15 protein-coding genes are annotated in these 21,552 nt (G+C 25.0%); 9 read left to right on the forward strand and 6 right to left on the reverse strand.

What is annotated here, in order from left to right; translation table 11 throughout:
* Positions 1-20: 20 nt before the first annotated feature.
* The 5 genes from accD to ABNS14_RS00700 all read right to left on the reverse strand — a co-directional run bounded on the left by accD (position 21) and on the right by ABNS14_RS00700 (position 7,849).
* Positions 21-959, reverse strand: a complete 939-nt coding sequence (gene accD, locus ABNS14_RS00680) for an acetyl-CoA carboxylase, carboxyltransferase subunit beta (RefSeq protein WP_348666455.1) — start codon at positions 957-959, stop codon at positions 21-23.
* Between the two features lie 647 nt (positions 960-1,606).
* Positions 1,607-2,401 (reverse strand): tRNA pseudouridine(38-40) synthase TruA, encoded by a 795-nt coding sequence (gene truA / locus ABNS14_RS00685; RefSeq protein WP_348666456.1) that lies wholly within the window; start codon positions 2,399-2,401, stop codon positions 1,607-1,609.
* A 429-nt stretch (positions 2,402-2,830) separates the two neighbouring features.
* Positions 2,831-3,964 (reverse strand): 4-phosphoerythronate dehydrogenase, encoded by a 1,134-nt coding sequence (locus tag ABNS14_RS00690; RefSeq protein ID WP_348666457.1) that lies wholly within the window; start codon positions 3,962-3,964, stop codon positions 2,831-2,833.
* A gap of 469 nt (positions 3,965-4,433) precedes the next feature.
* Complete coding sequence (pta, locus tag ABNS14_RS00695; RefSeq protein ID WP_348666458.1) at positions 4,434-6,566, reverse strand: phosphate acetyltransferase; 2,133 nt, start codon at positions 6,564-6,566, stop codon at positions 4,434-4,436.
* Positions 6,567-6,646: 80 nt separating this feature from the next.
* Positions 6,647-7,849: an acetate kinase gene (locus tag ABNS14_RS00700; protein ID WP_348666459.1), complete on the reverse strand. Its 1,203-nt coding sequence runs from the start codon at positions 7,847-7,849 to the stop codon at positions 6,647-6,649.
* Positions 7,850-8,984: 1,135 nt separating this feature from the next.
* Between ABNS14_RS00700 and ABNS14_RS00705 the strand changes: the two genes are divergently transcribed.
* From ABNS14_RS00705 to der, 9 genes are all read left to right on the forward strand, one after another.
* Entirely contained in the window at positions 8,985-9,650 is a 666-nt protein-coding gene (locus ABNS14_RS00705) for a sugar phosphatase (protein ID WP_348666460.1), read from the forward strand.
* A gap of 1,223 nt (positions 9,651-10,873) precedes the next feature.
* Positions 10,874-11,296, forward strand: a complete 423-nt coding sequence (gene ndk, locus ABNS14_RS00710) for a nucleoside-diphosphate kinase (RefSeq protein ID WP_348666461.1) — start codon at positions 10,874-10,876, stop codon at positions 11,294-11,296.
* A gap of 179 nt (positions 11,297-11,475) precedes the next feature.
* Positions 11,476-12,576 carry a bifunctional tRNA (adenosine(37)-C2)-methyltransferase TrmG/ribosomal RNA large subunit methyltransferase RlmN gene (locus ABNS14_RS00715; RefSeq protein ID WP_348666650.1) on the forward strand — a complete coding sequence of 367 codons (1,101 nt, stop codon included), beginning with the start codon at positions 11,476-11,478 and terminating at the stop codon, positions 12,574-12,576.
* 290 nt (positions 12,577-12,866) lie between these two features.
* Positions 12,867-13,379 carry a helix-turn-helix domain-containing protein gene (locus ABNS14_RS00720; protein ID WP_348666462.1) on the forward strand — a complete coding sequence of 171 codons (513 nt, stop codon included), beginning with the start codon at positions 12,867-12,869 and terminating at the stop codon, positions 13,377-13,379.
* Positions 13,380-14,103: 724 nt separating this feature from the next.
* The gene (gene ispG, locus ABNS14_RS00725; protein WP_348666463.1) at positions 14,104-15,216 is read left to right on the forward strand and encodes a flavodoxin-dependent (E)-4-hydroxy-3-methylbut-2-enyl-diphosphate synthase; all 1,113 of its coding nucleotides are present in this window, start codon (positions 14,104-14,106) and stop codon (positions 15,214-15,216) included.
* Between the two features lie 103 nt (positions 15,217-15,319).
* Positions 15,320-16,597: a histidine--tRNA ligase gene (gene hisS / locus ABNS14_RS00730; protein WP_348666464.1), complete on the forward strand. Its 1,278-nt coding sequence runs from the start codon at positions 15,320-15,322 to the stop codon at positions 16,595-16,597.
* A gap of 42 nt (positions 16,598-16,639) precedes the next feature.
* Entirely contained in the window at positions 16,640-17,239 is a 600-nt protein-coding gene (locus ABNS14_RS00735) for a YfgM family protein (protein ID WP_348666465.1), read from the forward strand.
* A 1-nt stretch (position 17,240) separates the two neighbouring features.
* Positions 17,241-18,422, forward strand: coding sequence for an outer membrane protein assembly factor BamB (bamB, locus tag ABNS14_RS00740; protein ID WP_348666466.1), 1,182 nt, complete (start codon positions 17,241-17,243; stop codon positions 18,420-18,422).
* Between the two features lie 141 nt (positions 18,423-18,563).
* A complete protein-coding gene (gene der / locus ABNS14_RS00745; protein ID WP_348666467.1) occupies positions 18,564-19,985 on the forward strand; it encodes a ribosome biogenesis GTPase Der in 1,422 nt (473 codons plus the stop codon).
* Between the two features lie 105 nt (positions 19,986-20,090).
* Here der and hemF read toward each other — a convergent pair whose 3' ends face one another.
* Positions 20,091-21,002 (reverse strand): oxygen-dependent coproporphyrinogen oxidase, encoded by a 912-nt coding sequence (hemF, locus tag ABNS14_RS00750; protein ID WP_348666468.1) that lies wholly within the window; start codon positions 21,000-21,002, stop codon positions 20,091-20,093.
* Positions 21,003-21,552: the final 550 nt, after the last annotated feature.

Here is a 21,552-nt window from a genome sequence, read left to right on the forward strand (position 1 = left end):
TTTTTTTGTTTTTTATTAAGTTAGTTATTAATTTCTGCTTTATCACAATATGGTGACTCCGAATCATCAAAGATATTAGTAATTTCTGTTTTGTTTTTGTTTTGAATGGTTTGATGAGTTAAAATAGCGATTATTTCAGCTAACTTGTCTCGCATTTCAGATCGTCTTATAATCATATCAATTGCCCCTTTTTCAATCAAAAATTCACTCCTTTGAAATCCATCTGGTAATTTTTCATGCATAGTTTGTTCAATAACACGTGGTCCAGCAAAACCAATAAGTGCTTTAGGTTCTGCAATATTAATATCTCCTAACATTCCTAAGCTTGCTGATACTCCTCCCATTGTTGGATCAGTTAGTACTGAAATATATGGAAGTTTTTTATCTTTTATTTTTGCTAGTGCTGCACTGGTTTTTGCCATTTGCATCAGTGATATTAATGCTTCTTGCATTCGAGCGCCACCACTAGCTGAAAAACAGATTAATGGGCAATTATTTTCTAATGCTTGATTAACAGCACATACAAAGCGAGCACCAACAACCGATGCCATTGAACCTCCCATAAAAGAAAATTCAAAAGCAGCTGCAATGATTAATATTCCCTTTAGCGTACCTTGCATTACAATTAATGCATCTTTTTCATTTGTTACTTTTTGTGCAGCTGATATACGGTCTTTATATTTTTTTGAATCGCGAAATTTTAAAATATCTTTTGGTTCTAATTCAATACCTAATTCACTTGTACTATTTTCATCAAGAAAAGACAGAAGACGTTTACGTGCTGAAATACGCATGTGATGATCACATTTTGGGCATACTAATAAATTACTTTCTAATTCAGCTTTATAAAGAACTTGGTTACAGTTATTACATTTTGTCCAGATCCCTTCAGGAATGTTTGCTTTACGTGTTTGCGTAGTAATGTTAGTTTTATTTAGAATTTTTTCAATCCAGCTCATAAATAAACCTTTTGATTTGAATTTTTTTATAAATCTTATCATAATATTAATTATTATAATGATATTTGAAATATAATAGATAAATATTTTGTTGAATTATTGTGATTATTTCTTTGCGTATCTATATGTATTACATTATTCTTATAAGTGAGTAAGATTATAGTAATGTATTTCAATAATATTTAAACATAACATAATAATTATTAGAATAATCATTATAATATATGTGATATAAATATAATATATGTGATATAAATATAATATATGTGATATAAATTATTATTTATTGATAAAAATATTTTGTAAATTATATTTTTAGATATTCTGAATAGAATACTGTTATTTATGTTATAAAATATTGATTTTTAGTTTAATTAAGATAATTAATAAATAAAATCAATTGTTAAATACAAAATTGTTATAATTAAAAACATATAATTTTTAATTAATTCTAATATTAGAAATTCTAATATTAGAAATGTATTTTTTATAAAAAATAAAACAGTTTTTATAAAAATATTTAAAAAATTTTTATAATAAATTTATCTTTATGTATTTTATAATAAAATAAAAATATGCTATATTTAATAGATGATAAATTATAATTTTTATTTTTAAATTTTAAATTATATTAATTAAGTTGGTAATTAAGTTGGTATAAAAAAGGGTTCTGTTATTTTTTTTGGTAATTGATATTTTAATGGATATTTAACATAAACTAAATAAAGTCCTTCTGCTTTTGCAGTTGCTGCTGCTTTTTTTCTATCTTGTAGCTTTAAAAGTTCTTTTATCCAAGTAACATCTTTTTTTCCACAACCTATCTCAATTAAGCTACCAACAATATTACGTACCATACGATACAGAAAAGCATTAGCTGTAATGTCGACTATAATACAGTTATAGTATCGATAAACTTGAATGTTAGTTATATTACGAAAAGGAGATTTAGATTGACATTCTATGCATCTAAATGAAGAAAAATTTTTTTCTCCAATCAATGCTTGAGCAGCAATATGCATTTTTTTTTCATTTAATGGTGTATAACAATATGCAACTTTTTTTGCTAATATTGCTGGTCGATATTTATCATTGAAAATAATATAACGATATCGACGCGCTATTGCACTGAATCGAGCATGAAAATCTGAGGTAACAATTTTAGCCCAACGTATTGTAATATCAGGTGGTAAATAATTGTTAACTCCTATAGTCCATGCAGCGTTTGTTCGTACAGTCGATGTTTCAATATGTACAACTTGACCTGTAGCATGTACGCCAGCATCAGTACGTCCAGCACAATAAGTTTTGATACACTGATTAGCAATTTTTGTTAGTGCGAACTCTAAACATTCTTGTATAGTTTTCTGATTTTTTTGACGCTGCCAACCATAATAATGACTTCCATTATATTCAATACCTAATGCAATTTTTGTTTTTGGCAAATACTAATTTCTCCAATGTATTAATATTTTTTTTATAAATTTTTACAGTTTTTTTTGAAAAAGAGTAGCACTAATAGTTAATATTTACTGAAATATCATAAATGCTCAATATTAAAAACTATCTTTATGAAATTATTATTTGATCTTTAATTTTTATAGTGTTTTTCATTAAAAATAAATAAAAAATGTTTATTTCAATATTAAAAATTAAATTTTGCTTTTTTAAAATGTTTTGTTATTTATCATTATATAAATAGTAATAATTATTTAGATGATGTTACTTAATTAAAACATAATTCTTATTTTTTAATTTTAGTTAAAAATCTAGATAATAATGAAAATAACAAAAAATTAGTAGTTATAAAATCACATAAAATACTTATATTAGCAAATACAATAGCGTTTTATATTAGAATATTAAAATTTTTTTTATAAAATTAATTTTGCAGTAAATCCTAGCATTTTTAATATATCCGCTGTATATTTATTATCACAATTAACAGTAAGAGATGACCATTCTCGTCGTTTAGGATAATATTTACGTAAATGATCGAATGTACCATCAATATGAGCAAAGTTTCTTAAACAGGCATCATCACGACGTATATCATATACTAAATGTATTAAACGTTTCAAATTTTCTTGTGTTAATTTTCCATTGAAGTTAATTTGATTAAATTCTGCAATAGGCAATAAATCAATTACTGTTTCATTTTTTGTTTTTCCTAAAAATTTTTTAAATTCATTAAATATGTGTAATGTTCCTCGTATTTTCCCTTCAAGAGAATAACCAGCAATATGTGGAGTAGCGATAGTAGTATAAGTTAATAAAGGTAGTAAGAAGAAAGGTTCATTTTCCCATACATCTAATATGATGTATATTTTTTTTCCATTTGTTAATTTATTAAATAATATTTGATTATTAAAAACTGATCCACGACTAGTATTGATTAAAATTCGACCTGTTGGTATAGCTTCTAGTAATTCTTCATCTAATAAATGATATGAGGAATAATCTTTTGATTTATTCAAAGCAGGGTGGAAAGTTAAAATTTCGGCTTCATTAATTATTTTTTTTAATGAGCAAAATTTTTTATTATTTTTGGTTATATTTGCAAGAGGAGGGTCATAAAGTAATGTATGTACTCCCCATATTTTTAAATATTTATTAAGAAGATTTCCAATATTTCCTACTCCAAGAATGCCTACTGTTTTTTCTCTTAAATCAAAGCAATGATCTTGAGCTATCGTTAATAAGGCAGAAAAAACATATTCAACAACAGAAATAGCATTGCAACCAGTAGCGGTAGTGAAAGTTATTCCTGCCTTTTTTAACCATTTTTTGTCAAGATGTTCAAATCCAGATGTTGCAGTTCCTACAAATTTTACATTAGTATTGTCTAATAATGTTTCGTTAACTGGAGTAACAGAACGTACCATTAAAGCATCAAAATTTTTTACTATAGATTTAGAAATTAAACGACCTGGAATTGTTTTGACTTCACCTATTTTTTGGAATAATTGTTTTGCATAAGTGATATTTTCATCAATTAATATTTTCATCTATTTATATATCCATTCATATTTATAATGATTTAATTATTGTTATTAATTATTTTAAATATTATTTTTGAAATTTATTTAAAATGATTGATATTTTATTTCTGTTTAATATTTGATATCAAATATTAAAAATATATGTTTTTTATAGGATATTAAAAATATGTTTGCAGAATATATATTTGATAAATATAAAGTTATAGATCCGTATTATCCTTTGAAGGATTATTTTGTATATTATATTTTTTAAATTGTATTATAAAAAATTATCTATAAATATTTTAAAAAATATTTTTAAAATATGGTTTTCAACTATATATTTACTTTTAAAAAATATTGAACAGTAATATTGTTGACTAGTAAGAGCTAAAATTATCATTTTCATAAAATACATACTACGGAAAGATTTTATCAGTATTTAAAAAAATGACAATATTTTTCTGATCTTTTAGGCAACAGAAAATATAAAATTTTAATTTTTTGAGGCTTGAATTGCAGTTAGTGCAATAGTATAGACTATATCATCTACTAATGCACCTCTTGATAAATCATTTACTGGTTTTCGCATACCCTGTAACATTGGTCCAATAGATACTAAATTTGCTGAACGTTGAACTGCTTTGTAGGTTGTGTTACCAGTATTAAGATCAGGAAAAATAAAGACTGTTGCTTGACCTGCTACAGGCGAATTTGGTGCTTTTGATTTAGCAACATCTGCCATAATAGCTGCATCATATTGCAATGGACCATCAATTACTAAATTAGGATGTTTTTTTTGTACTAAACGTGTAGCCTTTCGAACTTTTTCTACATCACTACCACTGCTAGAATTACCAGTAGAATAAGAAATCATAGCAATTCGTGGTTCAATACCAAATGCTTTTGCAGAATAAGCAGATTGTATTGCTATTTCAGATAATTGTTCAGCTGTAGGATCTGGATTAATAGCACAGTCACCGTAAACTAAAACCTGTTCAGGTAATAACATGAAAAATATAGATGAAATAAGTGTATTTCCTGGAGAAGTTTTGATTAGTTGTAATGCTGGTCGAATTGTGTTAGCTGTAGTGTGAATAGCACCAGATACTAAACCATCAACTTCATTATTTTCTAGCATCATTGTACCTAAGACTACATTATCTTCTAATTGTGTACGTGCAATAATTTCAGTTACTCCTTTGTTTTTTCTTAATTCCACTAAACGTTTAATATAATTTTTTCGTACTTTTTTAGGAATGATGATTTCAATATCTGATTTTAATTTGATACCTTGAGTTGCAGCAACCTTTTTGATTTCATCTGGTTCTCCAAGTAAAATACAGGTAGCAATACCTTTTTCAGCACATATAGCAGCAGCTTTTACAGTACGTTGCTCACTGCCCTCTGGTAATATAATACGTTTGTTTGCTTTTCGTGCTAGTTCTGTTAATTGATAAAGAAATGCTGGAGGAGAGAGACGTTTAGGACGATTAGAATGAGCACTTAATGAATTAATCCATTTTTGATTTATATACAAAGCAATATAGTTTTGTATTTTTTGAATTCGTTCATGATCGTCAGCATATACTTCTAAGCTAAAGTTTTGTAAACTTAATGAAGTATTCCAAGTATTCATGTTAACCATTAATACAGGTAATCCAGTTTGAAAAGCAGGATAACATATTTTTTTTATAGATTTATCAATTATATAACCTCCAGTTAATAATAAAGCACCAATTTTTATACCATTCATTGCAGTTAAACAAGCTGATATAATTATATCATGGCGATCAGCAGATATTACTAGTAATGAACCTGGACGAAATAAATGAATCATATTAGATATACTATTTGTACAAAATATAATTGATTTTATTCTTCTTTTTTTTAGTTCTCCTTCATTGATAATTGTAGCATTTATGTGATTAGCAATATCAATACCACGTGTAGCTATTAAATCTAAATTCCAAGGAATACAACCTAATATTGGTAATGGACTATTCTTTTTTAAATAATTTATATCTATTTTTTTTGTTTTTTTTTGATTAGATCCTTCAAATATTTCTGATAAATCAGGTCGTATGTAACCATTTTCATCAATAGGTGCATTAAATTTGTTAATAATGACTCCAGTAATATTTTTGTTTTGTAAACCACCAAATTCTGAGCAGGCTAATTCAATATGTTCTTTTAATTGTTTTGATGTGTGATGGTTGAGTACTGTTACAAAAACGACATCACTTTCAAGTGTTTTAGCAATATCATAATTTAAAGATTGAGCAAAAGGGTGTTGTCTATTTGGCATTAAACCTTCAATTAGAATTACTTCGGAAAGTTGGGTATTTTTATGATAACGAGCTACAATTTCTTCCATTAAAAAATTTTTTTTATTATGAGCTAAGAATGATTCTACATTACTCATTTTTAATGGTTTATTAATTTGTTTTTCAGAATGCTTAAGTAAGATTTCAATAGTTTTGTCTTTATGTTTGAAACATTTTTGATCAATAGGTTGAAAAATACTTACATTTACCCCTTTTTGCTCCATTGATCGAATAAGCCCTAAACTAATGCTAGTTAAACCAACATTAATATCAGTTGGTATCAAAATTATTGTACGAGACACGTTTACCTCTTGAAAAATTTAATATTTACAAATCTTTAATGTAATATTAATAATAGGCAATATTAGCTAATTTGAATTTTTTATTTTGTTAGATAGTTGGTATCTTGAGCAATAACTAATTCTTCATTAGTTGGAATAACAAAAGCAGGAATACTATCTTCAGCAGTAATTGTTCCTAATTTGCCAAAACGCATGGATAAATTACGCTCATGATGATATTTAATACCAATTAAAGATAATTTTTTTAGCGTTAAAGCTCGTACGATAGAAGAATTTTCACCAATTCCACCAGTGAAAATAATTGCATCTAATCTTCCTTGCATCAATGTAGAATAACTTGCAATATATTTAGCTAAACGATGACAATAAACATCCATTGTACGTTTTGCCTCTAGTTTTTTGTAATAATTATTTTCTACATAACGATAATCGTTTGTCACTGTAGTTAACCCAAGTATACCAGACTCTTTTGTTAATAAAAGATGAATTTTTTTTAAACTCATTCCTAAGATATTATGAAGATAAAATATAATAGATGGATCAATATCTCCACTCCGTGTTCCCATTACTAATCCTTCTAGTGGTGTCAATCCCATGGAAGTATCAACTGATTTTCCATTAAGTATGGCAGTAATAGAAGATCCGTTACCTAAATGGCATGAAATCACATTTAATTCATTGATAGATTTATTAAGTTTTTTTGCTGCTTCTTTTGTGACATAGTAATGACTAATGCCGTGAGCGCCATAACGACGGATGCCATATTTTTTGTAGAGATAATATGGAATAGGATATAAATAAGATTCAGAAGGCATAGTTTGATGAAATGCAGTATCAAATACAGCAACTTGTTTATTTTTTAAATGTGGAAATACTTTTTGAATTTTTTGAATTCCCATTATGCTGGCCGGATTATGTAATGGAGCAAATGGAATAAGTGCTTCTATTTCTTCAATAACTTCATGATTAATAAGAGTTGATTTATGGAATTTTTCACCGCCATGTACAACGCGATGTCCAATGGCAGAAATTGCTTGAACTAGTGTGTTTTGTTTACTAAGAATGGTATTTGTCAGAAAATCTATTGCTTCATTATGTCCAAATTTTTTACGTAAAGAAACTTCATGTTTGCTACCTTTCATTTCCCATTTTATTTTGCTTTCTGCTAGATAAAAACATTCTGCTATACCAGATAATTCTTGGTAATTATTTATTGGATTTATAATAGCAAATTTAAGTGAAGAACTACCACAGTTTAAAACAAGTATTAATTTATTTGACATATCTCCCTCCTATGAATTGATGATAGAATTTTATTGAAAGCTGTATGAATGATAGGAAGTTAGGTTAATAAATGTTTATATTTTTATAAAAAATAATTTTGCTAACTTATTTTTCTTAGTATTAAATTTAACGATTAATATCATTTTTAGTAAATTAATATGAGCATAAAAATAAAAATATTTATAAATTCTAAGTTAAATATTAAATTTTAGAATCTAATTTTTTAGTATTATGAATTAAAATCTAAAAATAGACAAAAATAAAATTTATTTATCATTATTTTTTCTTTTATAAGAATTTATATTAAAAAATAAATGTTTTGCATTTGTTTTTTATATTTTTATTTTTGATAGATTAGATTGTTATAATTTTACAGATTGGATTTTTATGAAATATAATTCTATAATACATATAAGTTATTTAATGAAATTATAAAGCATAAAATATATTTACATTATTAGAGTTAATTTTATTAAAATAACATAAAAATATTACTTTTTTGATTTGATAAGAATTATTGTTAATATTAAACATCTTCTTTGATTAATATTAAACATCTTCTGATGTTACCTGTCTTTTTATTATGCAATTATTTTTAATAATTAAGGATTTCCATAGATTTATAAAATTATAATTTATGAGTTGCAAATAAATATGTAAATATTTTTTTGGTATTTATTATTTTTGTATAAATTATGAAGATTATTACATAATTTTTTATATGGCCAAATATATTATATATTATGAATTTTAAAAAACAAGATTGGTCTTTTTATGAAGTTATGTATTAAATTTAATTTTTTTGGTTTATCTAAAAATTTTAAAAATTTTATTAAATATTTATATTTTATACATTTTATTTTGCGATTGTCTTAGTTATAAAAAAATACAAAAACATTTTTGCTCAATATTTTTGAAAGTTTTTATTTTTATAAAACTAATTTATATAAAATTATTGATTTAATTTTAAGAATATATAAATTTTCAATAAAGCTTCAAAAAAAGTATATTATTTAATAAAATAATAATAAAAAGTAAAATTTATTCATAGCACCAAATACTATTTTTATATTTTAAATATTAAATTTAATTAAATGATAAATATATTGTTTATTTTTAAGGAGAAATCATGAAATGATATTAACATGTAAAGGATTTTTATTTGATTTGGATGGCACATTAGTTGATTCTTTATCGAGTGTCGAATATTGTTGGAAAAAATTTAGTCATCGACTTGGTATTTCAGAAAAAGATGTTTTGGAATATATTCATGGAAAACCTGCGATAACTTCTATTCGTCATTTTATGCCTCATACAGATGAAACTGATATTAAAAATATTTTTCATTGGTTAGAAAATATGGAAACAGAAAATATGTCAGGTATTGTAGCAATGCCTGGTGCAATTTCTTTGCTTGAAAAATTAAACAAACTTTTTATCCCATGGGCAATTGTTACTTCTGCTACAATGTCAATAGCTTTGAATCGTATTAAATCTGCAGGTTTACCTGAACCATTGCATTGGGTTACAGTTGAAAAAGTAAAAAATGGCAAACCGCACCCGGATCCTTTTTTGCTTGGTGCGAAATTATTGGGATTACCTCCTAAGTTTTGTATTGCAATTGAAGATGCGGAAGCTGGTATTTATTCTGCATTAGATGCTGGATGTCCAGTTATTGCTCTTAATGCACAATTATATATGCCAAGAAGATCAGAGATTTCAATGATCATAAAATCATTAACTGAATTAAATATTGCAAAAATAGATCATCGATGTGTTATTAGAATAAATAATTTGTAATTATCTATAATTATTTTTTTTAAAAATATCATAAAATTGTATGTTGTTACTTATTTTATAAGTATTGCTATATAATTTTTATGATACTTTTTCTTAAAATATTTTTTAAGTTTTATATTAAAATATAAATATTTTAATGGGAAACTGATTTATTGTAAGTTTTTATTTTTAATAAACATATTTTCTTTTTTTTTGTATATGAATTTATCAGTTTATGTGTTAATTATTTTTTAATTGCTATTTTAAAAATATTATTTTTTTTAACAAGCAGAAAAAATGATGTTCTTACATATATTGTAGATGCAATCTGATATTTAAATATTTTTTGTATGTATATAAACTACTTTTATACTGTTAGTAATTATATTTTTATTTTTTAAGTTTATATACATTTAATATAAAATCGATATTAATTTGATTTCTTAATGTTTGCATTTTTTATAAAAATACAAAAATGGTTTATTGATCTAAAAATTTTATGATATACTATTTTTATAATTAATTTTAAATTTTACTAATTGATTATAAGTTTTGTTTTTATTTTTTTAAATTTTTATAAAAATTTCTTCTAAAATCAATTTATACATAGATTTTTTACATAAATAAAATGATTTGTTATATACATAAAATATTAATTTTAATTTAATTTATATTTATATTAAAATATTATATGATTCTTTATGTTAGATTTTTTTTAAATAATTTTTTATTTTATCATTTAATATAAAAATTACTAACTATAATAGATACTAATTTTCATATATACTAAGATTCTTTTTTGTATAAATTATAGATGTTTAAAGGTTAGTAAATTAACATTCCATTTTTGAAATAATCCATAGTAAGATTAATAGTATTGATAATTATTGTATTATAATTATTTTTATGAATCAATTATTTTATTTAATTCAATAGGTATTTATAAGAATTATTAATTGTAGTAAAAATTTATTTTAGTTATCTTATAAATACAATTATCTTATAAATACAAAATGGTGTAGTTTTTTGTAAAAAGGATTATTTTTGCTGTTTTTTATGTTTTTTGATAAAACTTTATGTAATTTTTTGTATGCTATAGTTATAATATAAAAATTAATAAAATTTTTTTATAAGTAAAAAGAATAAAATAAAAAAATATCTACTAATTTTTAAAATGATCATATAAATTTTTAATTCTGTGAATGAAAATTTAATATAAAACCATAATTATTAGGAGAATTAAAATGGTAATTCAACGAACATTATCTATTATTAAACCACATGCGGTTAAGAAAAATATGATCGGTGCAATTTATTCTCGTTTTGAACAAGCTGGTTTTAAAATTATTGCTGCTAAAATGGTATTTTTTAATCGTGAAGAAGCTAAAGTTTTTTATAGTGAGCATAAAAATAAAGTATTTTTTGATATTTTAATCGATTTTATGGTTGGACCTATTATGTTACAAGTTTTAACTGCTGAAAATGTTATACAACGATATCGTGATTTGATGGGAGCGACTGATCCGAGTAAAGCACTAACAGGAACATTACGTGCTGATTATGCAGATAGTTGCAGTGAAAATGCAGTACATGGTTCAGATTCTATTATTTCATCAGAAAGAGAAATTAGTTTTTTCTTTACGGAAAAAGAAATTTATCCTCGTTAATATAAAAATATTTATTAGAAATAAACAAATATTTAATAAATATTAGATTAATATATTACTTTTAAAATAAACTTTCATTAAATCTTGATAAAGATTTTATAAATGCGCACATGAAAATCATTCAATCTAAAAAAATCACAAATACTATTTCTTTTCCTGGTTTTAGAAAAATTAATTTGATGAATTCTAGAAAAATTAATTTGATGAATATGGATCGTAAAAAAATGCAACAATTTTTTATAGATTTAGGGGAAAAAGCGTTTAGAGCTGATCAGATAATGAAATGGATTTATCATAATTATTGTGATGATTTTGATTTAATGACCAACATTAATAAGAAATTACGCAGTAAATTACAATCAGTTGCTGAAATTCGTATACCTGAAATTCTTCAAGAACAGCGTTCTGTTGATGGTACAATAAAATGGGGGATTAGTGTAGGTCAACAAAAAGTAGAAACAGTCTATATTCCTGAAAAAAATCGTGCAACTCTTTGTATTTCTTCTCAAATTGGTTGTGCACTTGCATGCAAATTTTGTGCAACTGCACAACAGGGTTTTAATCGTAATTTATCTGTTTCAGAGATTATAGGACAATTATGGAGAGCCAATCAGGTTATTAATTCTTCTGCTTCTTTTTGCAGAAATCATGATATTACTAATGTTGTAATGATGGGGATGGGTGAACCTTTATTAAATTTACATAATGTTATACCAGCTCTGAAAATTATGATGGATGATTTTGGCTTTGGATTATCAAAAAGACGGGTTACTTTATCAACTTCTGGTGTTGTACCTGCACTTGATAAGTTAGGTGATATGATTGATATTGCTTTAGCAATTTCTTTACATGCACCTAATGATAAACTGCGTAATGAAATTATACCTATTAATAAAAAATATAATATTTCTTCTCTGCTTGCTAGTGTTAAACGTTATTTAAATAAATCAAATGCTAATCAAGGACGTGTTACTATTGAATATGTAATGTTAAAAGATATAAACGATACTGTTAAACATGCATATCAATTGGTTGAATGTCTTCGAAACACCCCTAGTAAAATTAATTTGATCCCATTGAATGTATTTCCAGGGGTATTATATACTCCTACTTCTAATAAACGCATTGAAGATTTTGCAAAAATATTAATAAAACATGGTTTTACTACTATTATTCGTAAAACTCGTGGTGATGATATTGATGCAGCATGTGGTCAATTAGCGGGAGATGTTATTGATCGAACAAAACGTACATTAAAAAAAGATTTTTTTGTACACTAATACAATAAAAATGATTTTTTATTATATGTATTGACTAGAATTAAATAACTGTGATGATTCAAAAATAAAAATTCTTTATGCAATCATTCATAAAACTTTAATTTATAAGAAAATATAATATAAAAAATAATATTAAAAGTTATGTAATAAAATGCAGATTATCTATTGAATATTTAAATAATTTAAAATAAAATATTATTATTTAAATTTATTAATATTTAACAACTGTAATATAATAAGTTATTTTAAATAAGTCATTTTGAAAATTCATAAAATTGATTTTTACGAATATGAATATTACATCTAAAACAGAAACAACAGAAATTACTATAGGACAACGTTTATTACAGGCGCGAGAAGCGCTCGGTTTTTCATTGGAAAATGTTGCCGAAAAACTGTGTTTAAAAGTATGTATAGTACGTGCAATAGAAAATAATAACTCTAATGATATCGATCCTACTTTTCTTAGGGGTTATATTCGTTCTTATGCAAAATTACTTAAAATTCCAGAAAAAGAAATACTGGACCTATTAGAAGTGAATACACCAAAAAATACCATAACAACATCACCTGTACATACTTATTCTTTAGGAAAAATACAAAAAAAAAGAGAAGGTTGGTTAATGAAGTTTACTTGGTTGATTATGACTATGATTATTGCTATGATAAGTATTTGGTGGTGGCAAGATCATAAAGTTGAAAAACAAGAAATTAAAGTTATGGCTAAAAAAAATCAGGTCGGGTTTTCTGATTTTGGAAATCATTCTTCTTCTAAATTTGAAGAGCAAATCGGTAAGTACTAAAAAAAGTATAATAAGAATTTTTTAAACACTATAGATAGAATAGAATGTGTAAAATTTATACGATTAGCAAATATTAATATTTTTTGCAATAATTATAAAAATATTTTTGATATGATACTTAAAATATTATAAAAATTAGTCTCGTTTATATGTTCATAAATTATAATATAAGGAAACTAGTATTTATAAATTATTTTAAAATATTTGTATTTATTTTTTATCTCAGTAGTTTAATAGTTTATACAAATAAACATCTTTAGATCTTTAGGTAAAAATAAATAATAAATAATATTTTTATAAAAAATGAACAATACTGATTGCTTTTTAAAAATCTTATCTTATAAATCAAGATAAGTCAGTAGTTCATATAAAATAAAAATGTCAGAAACAATTTTTTGATAGAGAAGTAAGTACAGTTAAAATTTGTATTAAGTAGTTAGTTTCCTTACCAATTAAATATTAATGTAATTTCTAATTAATCATATAACTTTAAAAACAATTATGCTGCTCTTTTGCATTGTTTGTATCATAGTTAAAATGGCTGAAAGTTTATTCAGTGCTATTTTCTTACCTAAATTTTAATAATATCTAATAAAATAATATCTTATAAAAAAGGATACACTAATAATTAAATATGATAGATGATAAAAATCAAAATCTTTAGTTAATGATTTTTGTGATTTATGTAATTATTAATATTTCTATTTTTGAAGGTGATTAAGACATGTATACATTTTCAATTAAAAGGCGTCAATCAACACGTATTTACGTGGGTAATGTTGCTATTGGTGACGGTGCACCCATTACAATACAATCTATGACCAATACAAATACAACAGATGTTATTGCAACAGTCCAACAAATTAAAGAATTAGAAAGAGTTGGTGTAGATATTATTCGTATATCTATACCAACAATGGATGCAGCTGAAGCGTTTAAATTGATTAAAAAAGAAGCAAAAGTTCCGATTATTGCTGATATTCATTTTGATTATCGTATTGCATTAAAAGTTGCTGAATATGGTGTAGATTGTTTACGCATAAACCCTGGTAATATAGGAAATAAAAAACGCATTCATCAAGTAATTGATTGTGCTCGCGATAAAAATATCCCTATTCGTATAGGTGTTAATGGTGGTTCATTAATACAAGATTTAAAAAAAAAATATACCGTACTTACTCCAGAAGTATTAGTAGAATCAGCTATGCGTCATGTTGATATATTAGATAAATTAAATTTTGATAAGTTTAAAGTAAGCGTTAAAGCTTCGGATGTATTTTTGGCTATTAGTGCTTATCGTTTATTAGCTAAAAAAATTGATCAGCCATTACATGTTGGTATTACTGAAGCTGGTGGAAAACGAGCAGGTTCAGTAAAATCTGCTATTGGAGTGGGTATTTTGTTATCTGAAGGTATTGGTGATACATTACGTATTTCGTTAGCTGATAACCCCATTGAAGAAGTGAAAGTTGGTTTTGATATTTTAAAATCACTTCGTATTCGTTCAAGAGGTATTAATTTTATCGCTTGTCCAACTTGTGCGCGTCAGGAATTTGATGTTATTGGTACTGTAAATGCTTTGGAAAAAAGATTAGAGGATATTATTACACCAATGGATATTTCAATCATTGGTTGTGTTGTTAATGGACCTGGTGAAGCAGAATTAGCGAATTTTGGTGTTACAGGAGCAAAAGCAAAAAGTGGATTTTACGAAAATGGTGTACGTCAAAAAGAGCGTTTAGATAATGATAATATAATAGATTTATTAGAAGCGAAAATTCGAGAAAAAGCATTAATTTTAAATAAAAAGTATCAAATTAACATAAAACAAAAATAGAATTTTTTTAATAAAATATTTTTTATAAGATTTTATTTTTTATTTCTTTGCTTCTTTGAATTAAAATTACGTGTTTGTATTATACAATAGAGAAATAAATAAGTTGATAAATAAGATTCAATCTATCCGTGGTATGCATGATTGTCTTCCTATTAGTATTCAATTTTGGCAAAAAATTGAAAATATATTAAAGACAATTTTTGTTAGTTATGGTTTTTCTGAAATACGTACCCCAATTGTAGAGCAGAATGTTTTATTTTCGAGAGCGATTGGTAAATTTACTGATGTAGTTGAAAAAGAAATGTATACCTTTCATGACCGAGATGGTAATTTAATAACATTACGTCCAGAAAATACTGCTGCTTGTATACGTTCTGGTATTGAGCATGGATTTTTGTACGATCAGCCACAACGTCTTTGGTATTTAGGACCAATGTTTCGTTATGAGCGTCCACAAAAAGGACGTTATCGTCAATTTTATCAGTTTGGTGCTGAAGTTTTTGGTTTAACTGGGCCAGATATTGATGCTGAAATTATAATTATGACAAAACGGTGTTGGTCTCAATTAGGAATCAGTAAATATCTTTCTTTGGAAATAAATTCACTTGGTTCATTAGAATCACGGTTGAAATATTCTAAAGTATTATCAATGTTTTTGAAAAAACATGAAGATAAATTAGATGAAAATAGCCGACGTCGCATGTTCATTAATCCATTGCGAATATTTGATTCAAAAAATCCTCAAATTCAAGATTTATTAAATGATGCACCTCTTCTTTTTGATTATCTTGATGATGTCTCTAAAAAACATTTTTTAAAATTATGTAAATTACTTGATATTACAGGAATTCAATATAAAATTAATCCTCGTTTAGTACGCGGATTAGATTATTATAATTGCACTGTATTTGAATGGATTACTAATGTTTTAGGTGCAAAAGGTACTATTTGTGCTGGTGGTCGTTATGATGCGTTAGTAGAACAACTTGGTGGGCGAAAAACCAAAGCTATAGGTTTTGCAATAGGTATGGAACGTACAGTATTATTAGTTAAAAAATTAAATTCAGATTTTATACATAAGTATTCTTCGCCTGATATTTATTTAATATCTTATGGTAAAAATAGTCAAAATATAATATTAAAATTAGCAGAAAAAATACGAGATCAAATGCCATTTTTAACGTTAATTACTCATCATGGTGGTGGTACTTTAAAAAAACAATTAGCAAAAGCTAATAAATATAAAGCAAAAATTGCACTTATTTTAGGTGATGATGAATATCGATCTGAATCAATTACAATAAAAAATTTATATACAGGTAAACAAGAAAAAATTTTTCAGAAATGTCTCAATATACGTTTGACAGAAATTTTAGGCTAAAAAGATTTGATGAAATTTTATGTTATTAATTGCAAAATAAAGATGATTAAACATTATTTTATTAATAAAAAAAGAATGTTAATCATCTTGTTCATCATTGGATTAAATCTAATAACACTTAGTCATTATCATTGGCAATCATTGTATTTATCTCTTCTGAATACGAAAGCTTATTTTTCTGAAAAAAAAAATTTTCAATGGTATGAAAGGTTTAAAGAATTTTTTTTTAGTAATGAGCAGTTTTTTGATGCAAAAAAAAATATTTATTTTGTTTTAAAGAATATAGAAGAAGCAAAGATTTTAGTAGAAAAAAATGATCTTTTGAATGCAGAAAAAGTATTGTTAAAAGCATTAACACTGACAAATGTAAAAAATATTCAGAATTTAATTAATATTAGATTAGCGCGTATTCAATTAGCTTTAAATCATACAGAAAAAGCACTGGTTTCTTTGATGGAAGTAGAAGAGAAAACGTGGAATATGATTGTAGAAAATATACGAGGTGATATTTTTCTTAAAAAAAATGATATTCCTGCTGCTCGTGCAGCTTATTTAAAAGGATTAGAATCAGATGGATCTGAAAATATGAAAACTATATTAAAAATAAAAATGAATAGTTTATCACAGCAAGAGGGATATTGAGATGCAAACAATCAAAATATTTTTTTTTGTTACATCAATAATAATTTTGTTAATCGGATGTTCAAGTAAAAAAAATTTTACGTTTATCTCTTCTATCCCTCCAGTTAATAATCAATTTACTCCTATTGTGATTTGGAAAAATATCATAGGACATGGTACTGGAAAGTATTATTCAAAAATTTCTCCTGTTTATGATAATTTTGTTGTTTATGGAGCGGATCGTCGAGGTATTATAAAAGCAATCGATTTTAATTCCGGCAATATATTATGGTCAATTGATTTATTAAACCAAATTGGTTATATTACAAACAATAAACCTATATTACTTTCTTCTGGATTAACTATTTCAGGAGATAAGATTTATATGGGAGCAGAAACTGGTCAATTAATTGCATTAAATAAGTTTAATGGAAAAGTTGTATGGGTTACTAATGTTGCTGGAGAAGCAATTTCGCAACCTGTAGTCAGTGATGGTTTAGTTTTAACTCATACTAGTAATGGAGTATTACAGGCTTTAGATATAAAAAATGGAAATATTAAATGGAGTATTCACTTAGATAATTATTCAATATTATCTATAAGAGGTAAATCTGCTCCTAGCATATTTTATGGTATTGCAATTGTTGGTAGTAATAATGGTAGAATTACTGCAATAACCTTGTCTCAAGGAGAAATTCTTTGGCAGCAATATATTGATAATATGCATGGTATCAATAAAATCCTACCTTTGCATGATATTAATATGACACCGGTTATTGATATTAATTTAGGTGTTATATTTGCTGTTGCATATAATGGTAATTTGGTTGCAATTAATCTACATTCTAATCAAATTATATGGAGTCGTAATTTAGGATCGATTCATGATATTATTATTAAAAATGAAACTATTTATTTAGTAGATCAAAATGATTCTGTATTAGCAATTCGCAAAAGTGATGGTGTTATCTTGTGGATGCAAAATGCTTTTTTATATCGTAATTTAACTGCACCAAGTATCTATGATAGTTTTTTAGTTATGGGTGATGGAGAAGGATATCTTTACTGGTTAAATGTTCATAATGGTCAATGTGTTGCACAAAATAAATTAAATTCCTCTGGATTATTAACTCGGCCAATTGTTGTTAATAATAAATTATTAATTCAAGCAAAAGATGGAACCCTTTATTTACTTCAGTCTTAATTTACTTCAGTCTTAATTGTTTAATGTGCTTCAATATATTTGATTACAAAATTATATCAGATTTTTATTTCAAATTAATTTTGTTGTTTTTGAAATTAAAATAAGAATGCTTATTATTTTTTTTGAGGTTTATTTTTTAAAATGATACCGATAATTGCATTAGTAGGTCGTGCTAACGTAGGAAAGTCTACTTTGTTTAATAGATTAACAAAAAGTAGGGATGCATTAGTTGCTGATGTTTCTGGTTTAACGCGTGATAGAAAATATGGTAGAGCTTTTTTATTAGGACAGGAATTTATTATTATTGATACTGGAGGCATCAATGGATCAGAAGAGAAAATACAATTGCATGTATTTTCACAATCTTTGTTAGCTATTCAAGAAGCTGATATTATTTTTTTTCTAGTAGATATTTGTACTGGAATTATACCATTAGATTATAAATTTATAAAAAATTTACGTAGTTCTAATAAAGAAATTTATCTTCTTATAAATAAAACAGATGGTTGTAATTTTAATAATATATTGAGTGATTTTTGTGTGCTTGGTATAAAAAATATTTATCCGATTGCAGCATTGTATGGTTTTGGTATTTTTTCACTTATAAAAAAAGTTATTGCTTCATGTTATAAAAAAAAATTGATAGATAAGATAAATAATTTTAAATTACCTTTAAAATTGAGTCATACTATTGATTATTTTTCTCGAAAAAAGCAAAATATTATTAAAAATACTCAAAAAAATCCATTTGATCCATTTTTATTACCAATTAGATTAGCTATTGTTGGTCGACCAAATGTTGGAAAATCAACATTAATTAATAATATTGTAGGTGAAAATAGGGTAGTAGTGTATGATATGCCTGGTACAACTCGTGATAGTATTGATATCCCAATAGAAAGAAATCAATATAAATATATACTTATTGATACTGCTGGTATTCGAAAAAAGAAAAAAATAACTGAAAAATATGAAAAATTTTCAATTATGAAGACATTAGAATCTATTGAATATGCTCATGTTGTTTTATTGTTAATGGATGCAAAAGATGGAGTTTTTGATCAAGATTTATCTTTGTTAGATACTATTTTGCATACTGGTCGTTCTTTAGTCATTGTAATAAATAAATGGGATACTATCTCATGGAAAGAGCGTAAATCTATAAAAAGTATTCTTAATTTGCGATTAACTTTTGTTAAATTTGTTAAAATTCATTTTATTTCAGCTTTATATGGTAGCGGTGTTGATCATATGTTTCAATCTGTTAACGCATCATATTTATCTGCAACCCGTCGAATGAGTACTTCTTTATTAACTCGAATGGTTAATATGGCAGAGAAACAACATCAACCGCCATTAATAAGAGGACGCAGAATGAAAATGAAATATGCACATGCTATAGGTTATAATCCGCCAGTTATATTAGTACATGGAAATCAAGTAGAAGATGATATTCCTAGTTCTTATAAACGTTATTTAAGTAATTATTTTTGTAAAAAGTTACATATGATAGGAACTCCTGTTCGTATTGAATTTAAAAAGAACTATAATCCATATGTTTAAAAGATAAAAAACATTTAAAATTAATCGAGTGATGTTAAATTTAATTTAAATATTGATAAGTATCAAAAGCTCAAATTTTCTAGAAAATATTTTTTTTTCTAAAGTTTAAATCCATTCTTTTTTTATTAAAAAATTTTTGTATAGTTTTTCTTCTTCTGAGTCTAATTTAGGATGATAATTATATTCCCAACGGGCTAATGGTGGTAAAGACATTAAAATTGATTCTGTGTTACCATTGCTTTGTAACCCAAATATGGTTCCACGATCATACATTAAATTAAATTCTATATAGCGTCCTCTTCTATACAATTGAAATTGACGTTCACGATTGTTCCATATCATTTTTTTTCTTTTTTTAATAATTGGTAAATATGCATCAAGAAACCCATTGCTTACATCTTGAATAAAATTAAAACAAGTGTTAAAGTTAGGCTGATTTAAATCATCAAAAAATAATCCACCTACTCCACGCGGTTCGTTACGATGTTTAATGAAAAAATATTCATCACACCAATTTTTGTAATTTTTATATATTTGTTCTCCATAAGGTCTACATAAAGCTTCTGCAGTTTTATGCCAGTGTATAATATCTTCTTCAAATCCATAGTATGGTGTTAAATCAAATCCACCACCAAACCACCATGTTGATAATTTATTTTTTTTTGCAATGAAAAAACGAACATTTAAATGAGCCGTTGGAACATAAGGATTGATTGGATGAGCAACCAAAGAGACCCCCATTGCTTGATATGTAGATCCAATTAAAGATGAACGTTTTTCTGTAGCAGAAGATGGTAATTTTTCACCATTTATGTTTGAAAAGTTAATAGTTGCTTTTTCGAAAATTAATCCATTGGTTATAATACGACTACGTCCTTCTTTTTTTGGTTTTGTTTTTATTGTCCAAAAATTTTCTTTAAATTTTTCTTTGCCATCAATATCTTCAAATTGTTGGCAAAATTTATTTTGTAAATTAAGAAAAAAAATTTTAATATTATTGATATTTGGTGTATTCATAAATAAATTATTGATAATAAAATTACATTTATTTCATTATACAGAGAATATGATTGATATATAGTGCTTATTAATAGATAATATTTCGCATAGATTATAATAGTTATAAAATAACATTTACATTCATAAATGTTCATAGAAGATTTTTTGCTTTTTTTATTTTTTGATATTTCATAGTTTTTTGATATTAATAATCAATTATGATAAGTATAATTTATACTATTTAAATATAACAATATTATATTTTTTAGAAAATTAATATAAAAATATTAATTTTTCAATAATTAGATTTATTGTTGTTAACAAGTAATAATTTTTTTTATTAGAATTAGAAACTAAATATTTTAATAAAAAATGAATAATTAAGACAGAATTTGATTTTCATGATCTTAATCATTCTTATTTTTTTTAAAATCTAAATAATAAAAATGACAGCATAAAGACTAAAAAATTGTAAAGATAGTAATAATAAATTTTTATTTTAAAAAATATTTTCTACACAAATATTTTTTATGAAAAAAAATATTTTTCATGAATATATTAATTTATT

It is taken from the genome of Arsenophonus symbiont of Ornithomya chloropus (genome assembly GCF_964026495.1).
Lineage (GTDB): Bacteria > Pseudomonadota > Gammaproteobacteria > Enterobacterales > Enterobacteriaceae > Arsenophonus.

What these genes read in the sequence shown, in the direction of transcription:
- ABNS14_RS00690 (WP_348666457.1), bottom strand. Translation starts at nt 3,964, where the DNA reads ATGAAAATATTAATTGATGAAAATATCACTTATGCAAAACAATTATTC.
- der (WP_348666467.1), top strand. Translation starts at nt 18,564, where the DNA reads ATGATACCGATAATTGCATTAGTAGGTCGTGCTAACGTAGGAAAGTCT.
- ABNS14_RS00700 (WP_348666459.1), bottom strand. Translation starts at nt 7,849, where the DNA reads ATGTCAAATAAATTAATACTTGTTTTAAACTGTGGTAGTTCTTCACTT.
- accD (WP_348666455.1), bottom strand. Translation starts at nt 959, where the DNA reads ATGAGCTGGATTGAAAAAATTCTAAATAAAACTAACATTACTACGCAA.
- ABNS14_RS00705 (WP_348666460.1), top strand. Translation starts at nt 8,985, where the DNA reads ATGATATTAACATGTAAAGGATTTTTATTTGATTTGGATGGCACATTA.
- ispG (WP_348666463.1), top strand. Translation starts at nt 14,104, where the DNA reads ATGTATACATTTTCAATTAAAAGGCGTCAATCAACACGTATTTACGTG.
- ndk (WP_348666461.1), top strand. Translation starts at nt 10,874, where the DNA reads ATGGTAATTCAACGAACATTATCTATTATTAAACCACATGCGGTTAAG.
- ABNS14_RS00715 (WP_348666650.1), top strand. Translation starts at nt 11,476, where the DNA reads ATGAATTCTAGAAAAATTAATTTGATGAATATGGATCGTAAAAAAATG.
- ABNS14_RS00735 (WP_348666465.1), top strand. Translation starts at nt 16,640, where the DNA reads ATGATTAAACATTATTTTATTAATAAAAAAAGAATGTTAATCATCTTG.
- hemF (WP_348666468.1), bottom strand. Translation starts at nt 21,002, where the DNA reads ATGAATACACCAAATATCAATAATATTAAAATTTTTTTTCTTAATTTA.
- ABNS14_RS00720 (WP_348666462.1), top strand. Translation starts at nt 12,867, where the DNA reads ATGAATATTACATCTAAAACAGAAACAACAGAAATTACTATAGGACAA.
- bamB (WP_348666466.1), top strand. Translation starts at nt 17,241, where the DNA reads ATGCAAACAATCAAAATATTTTTTTTTGTTACATCAATAATAATTTTG.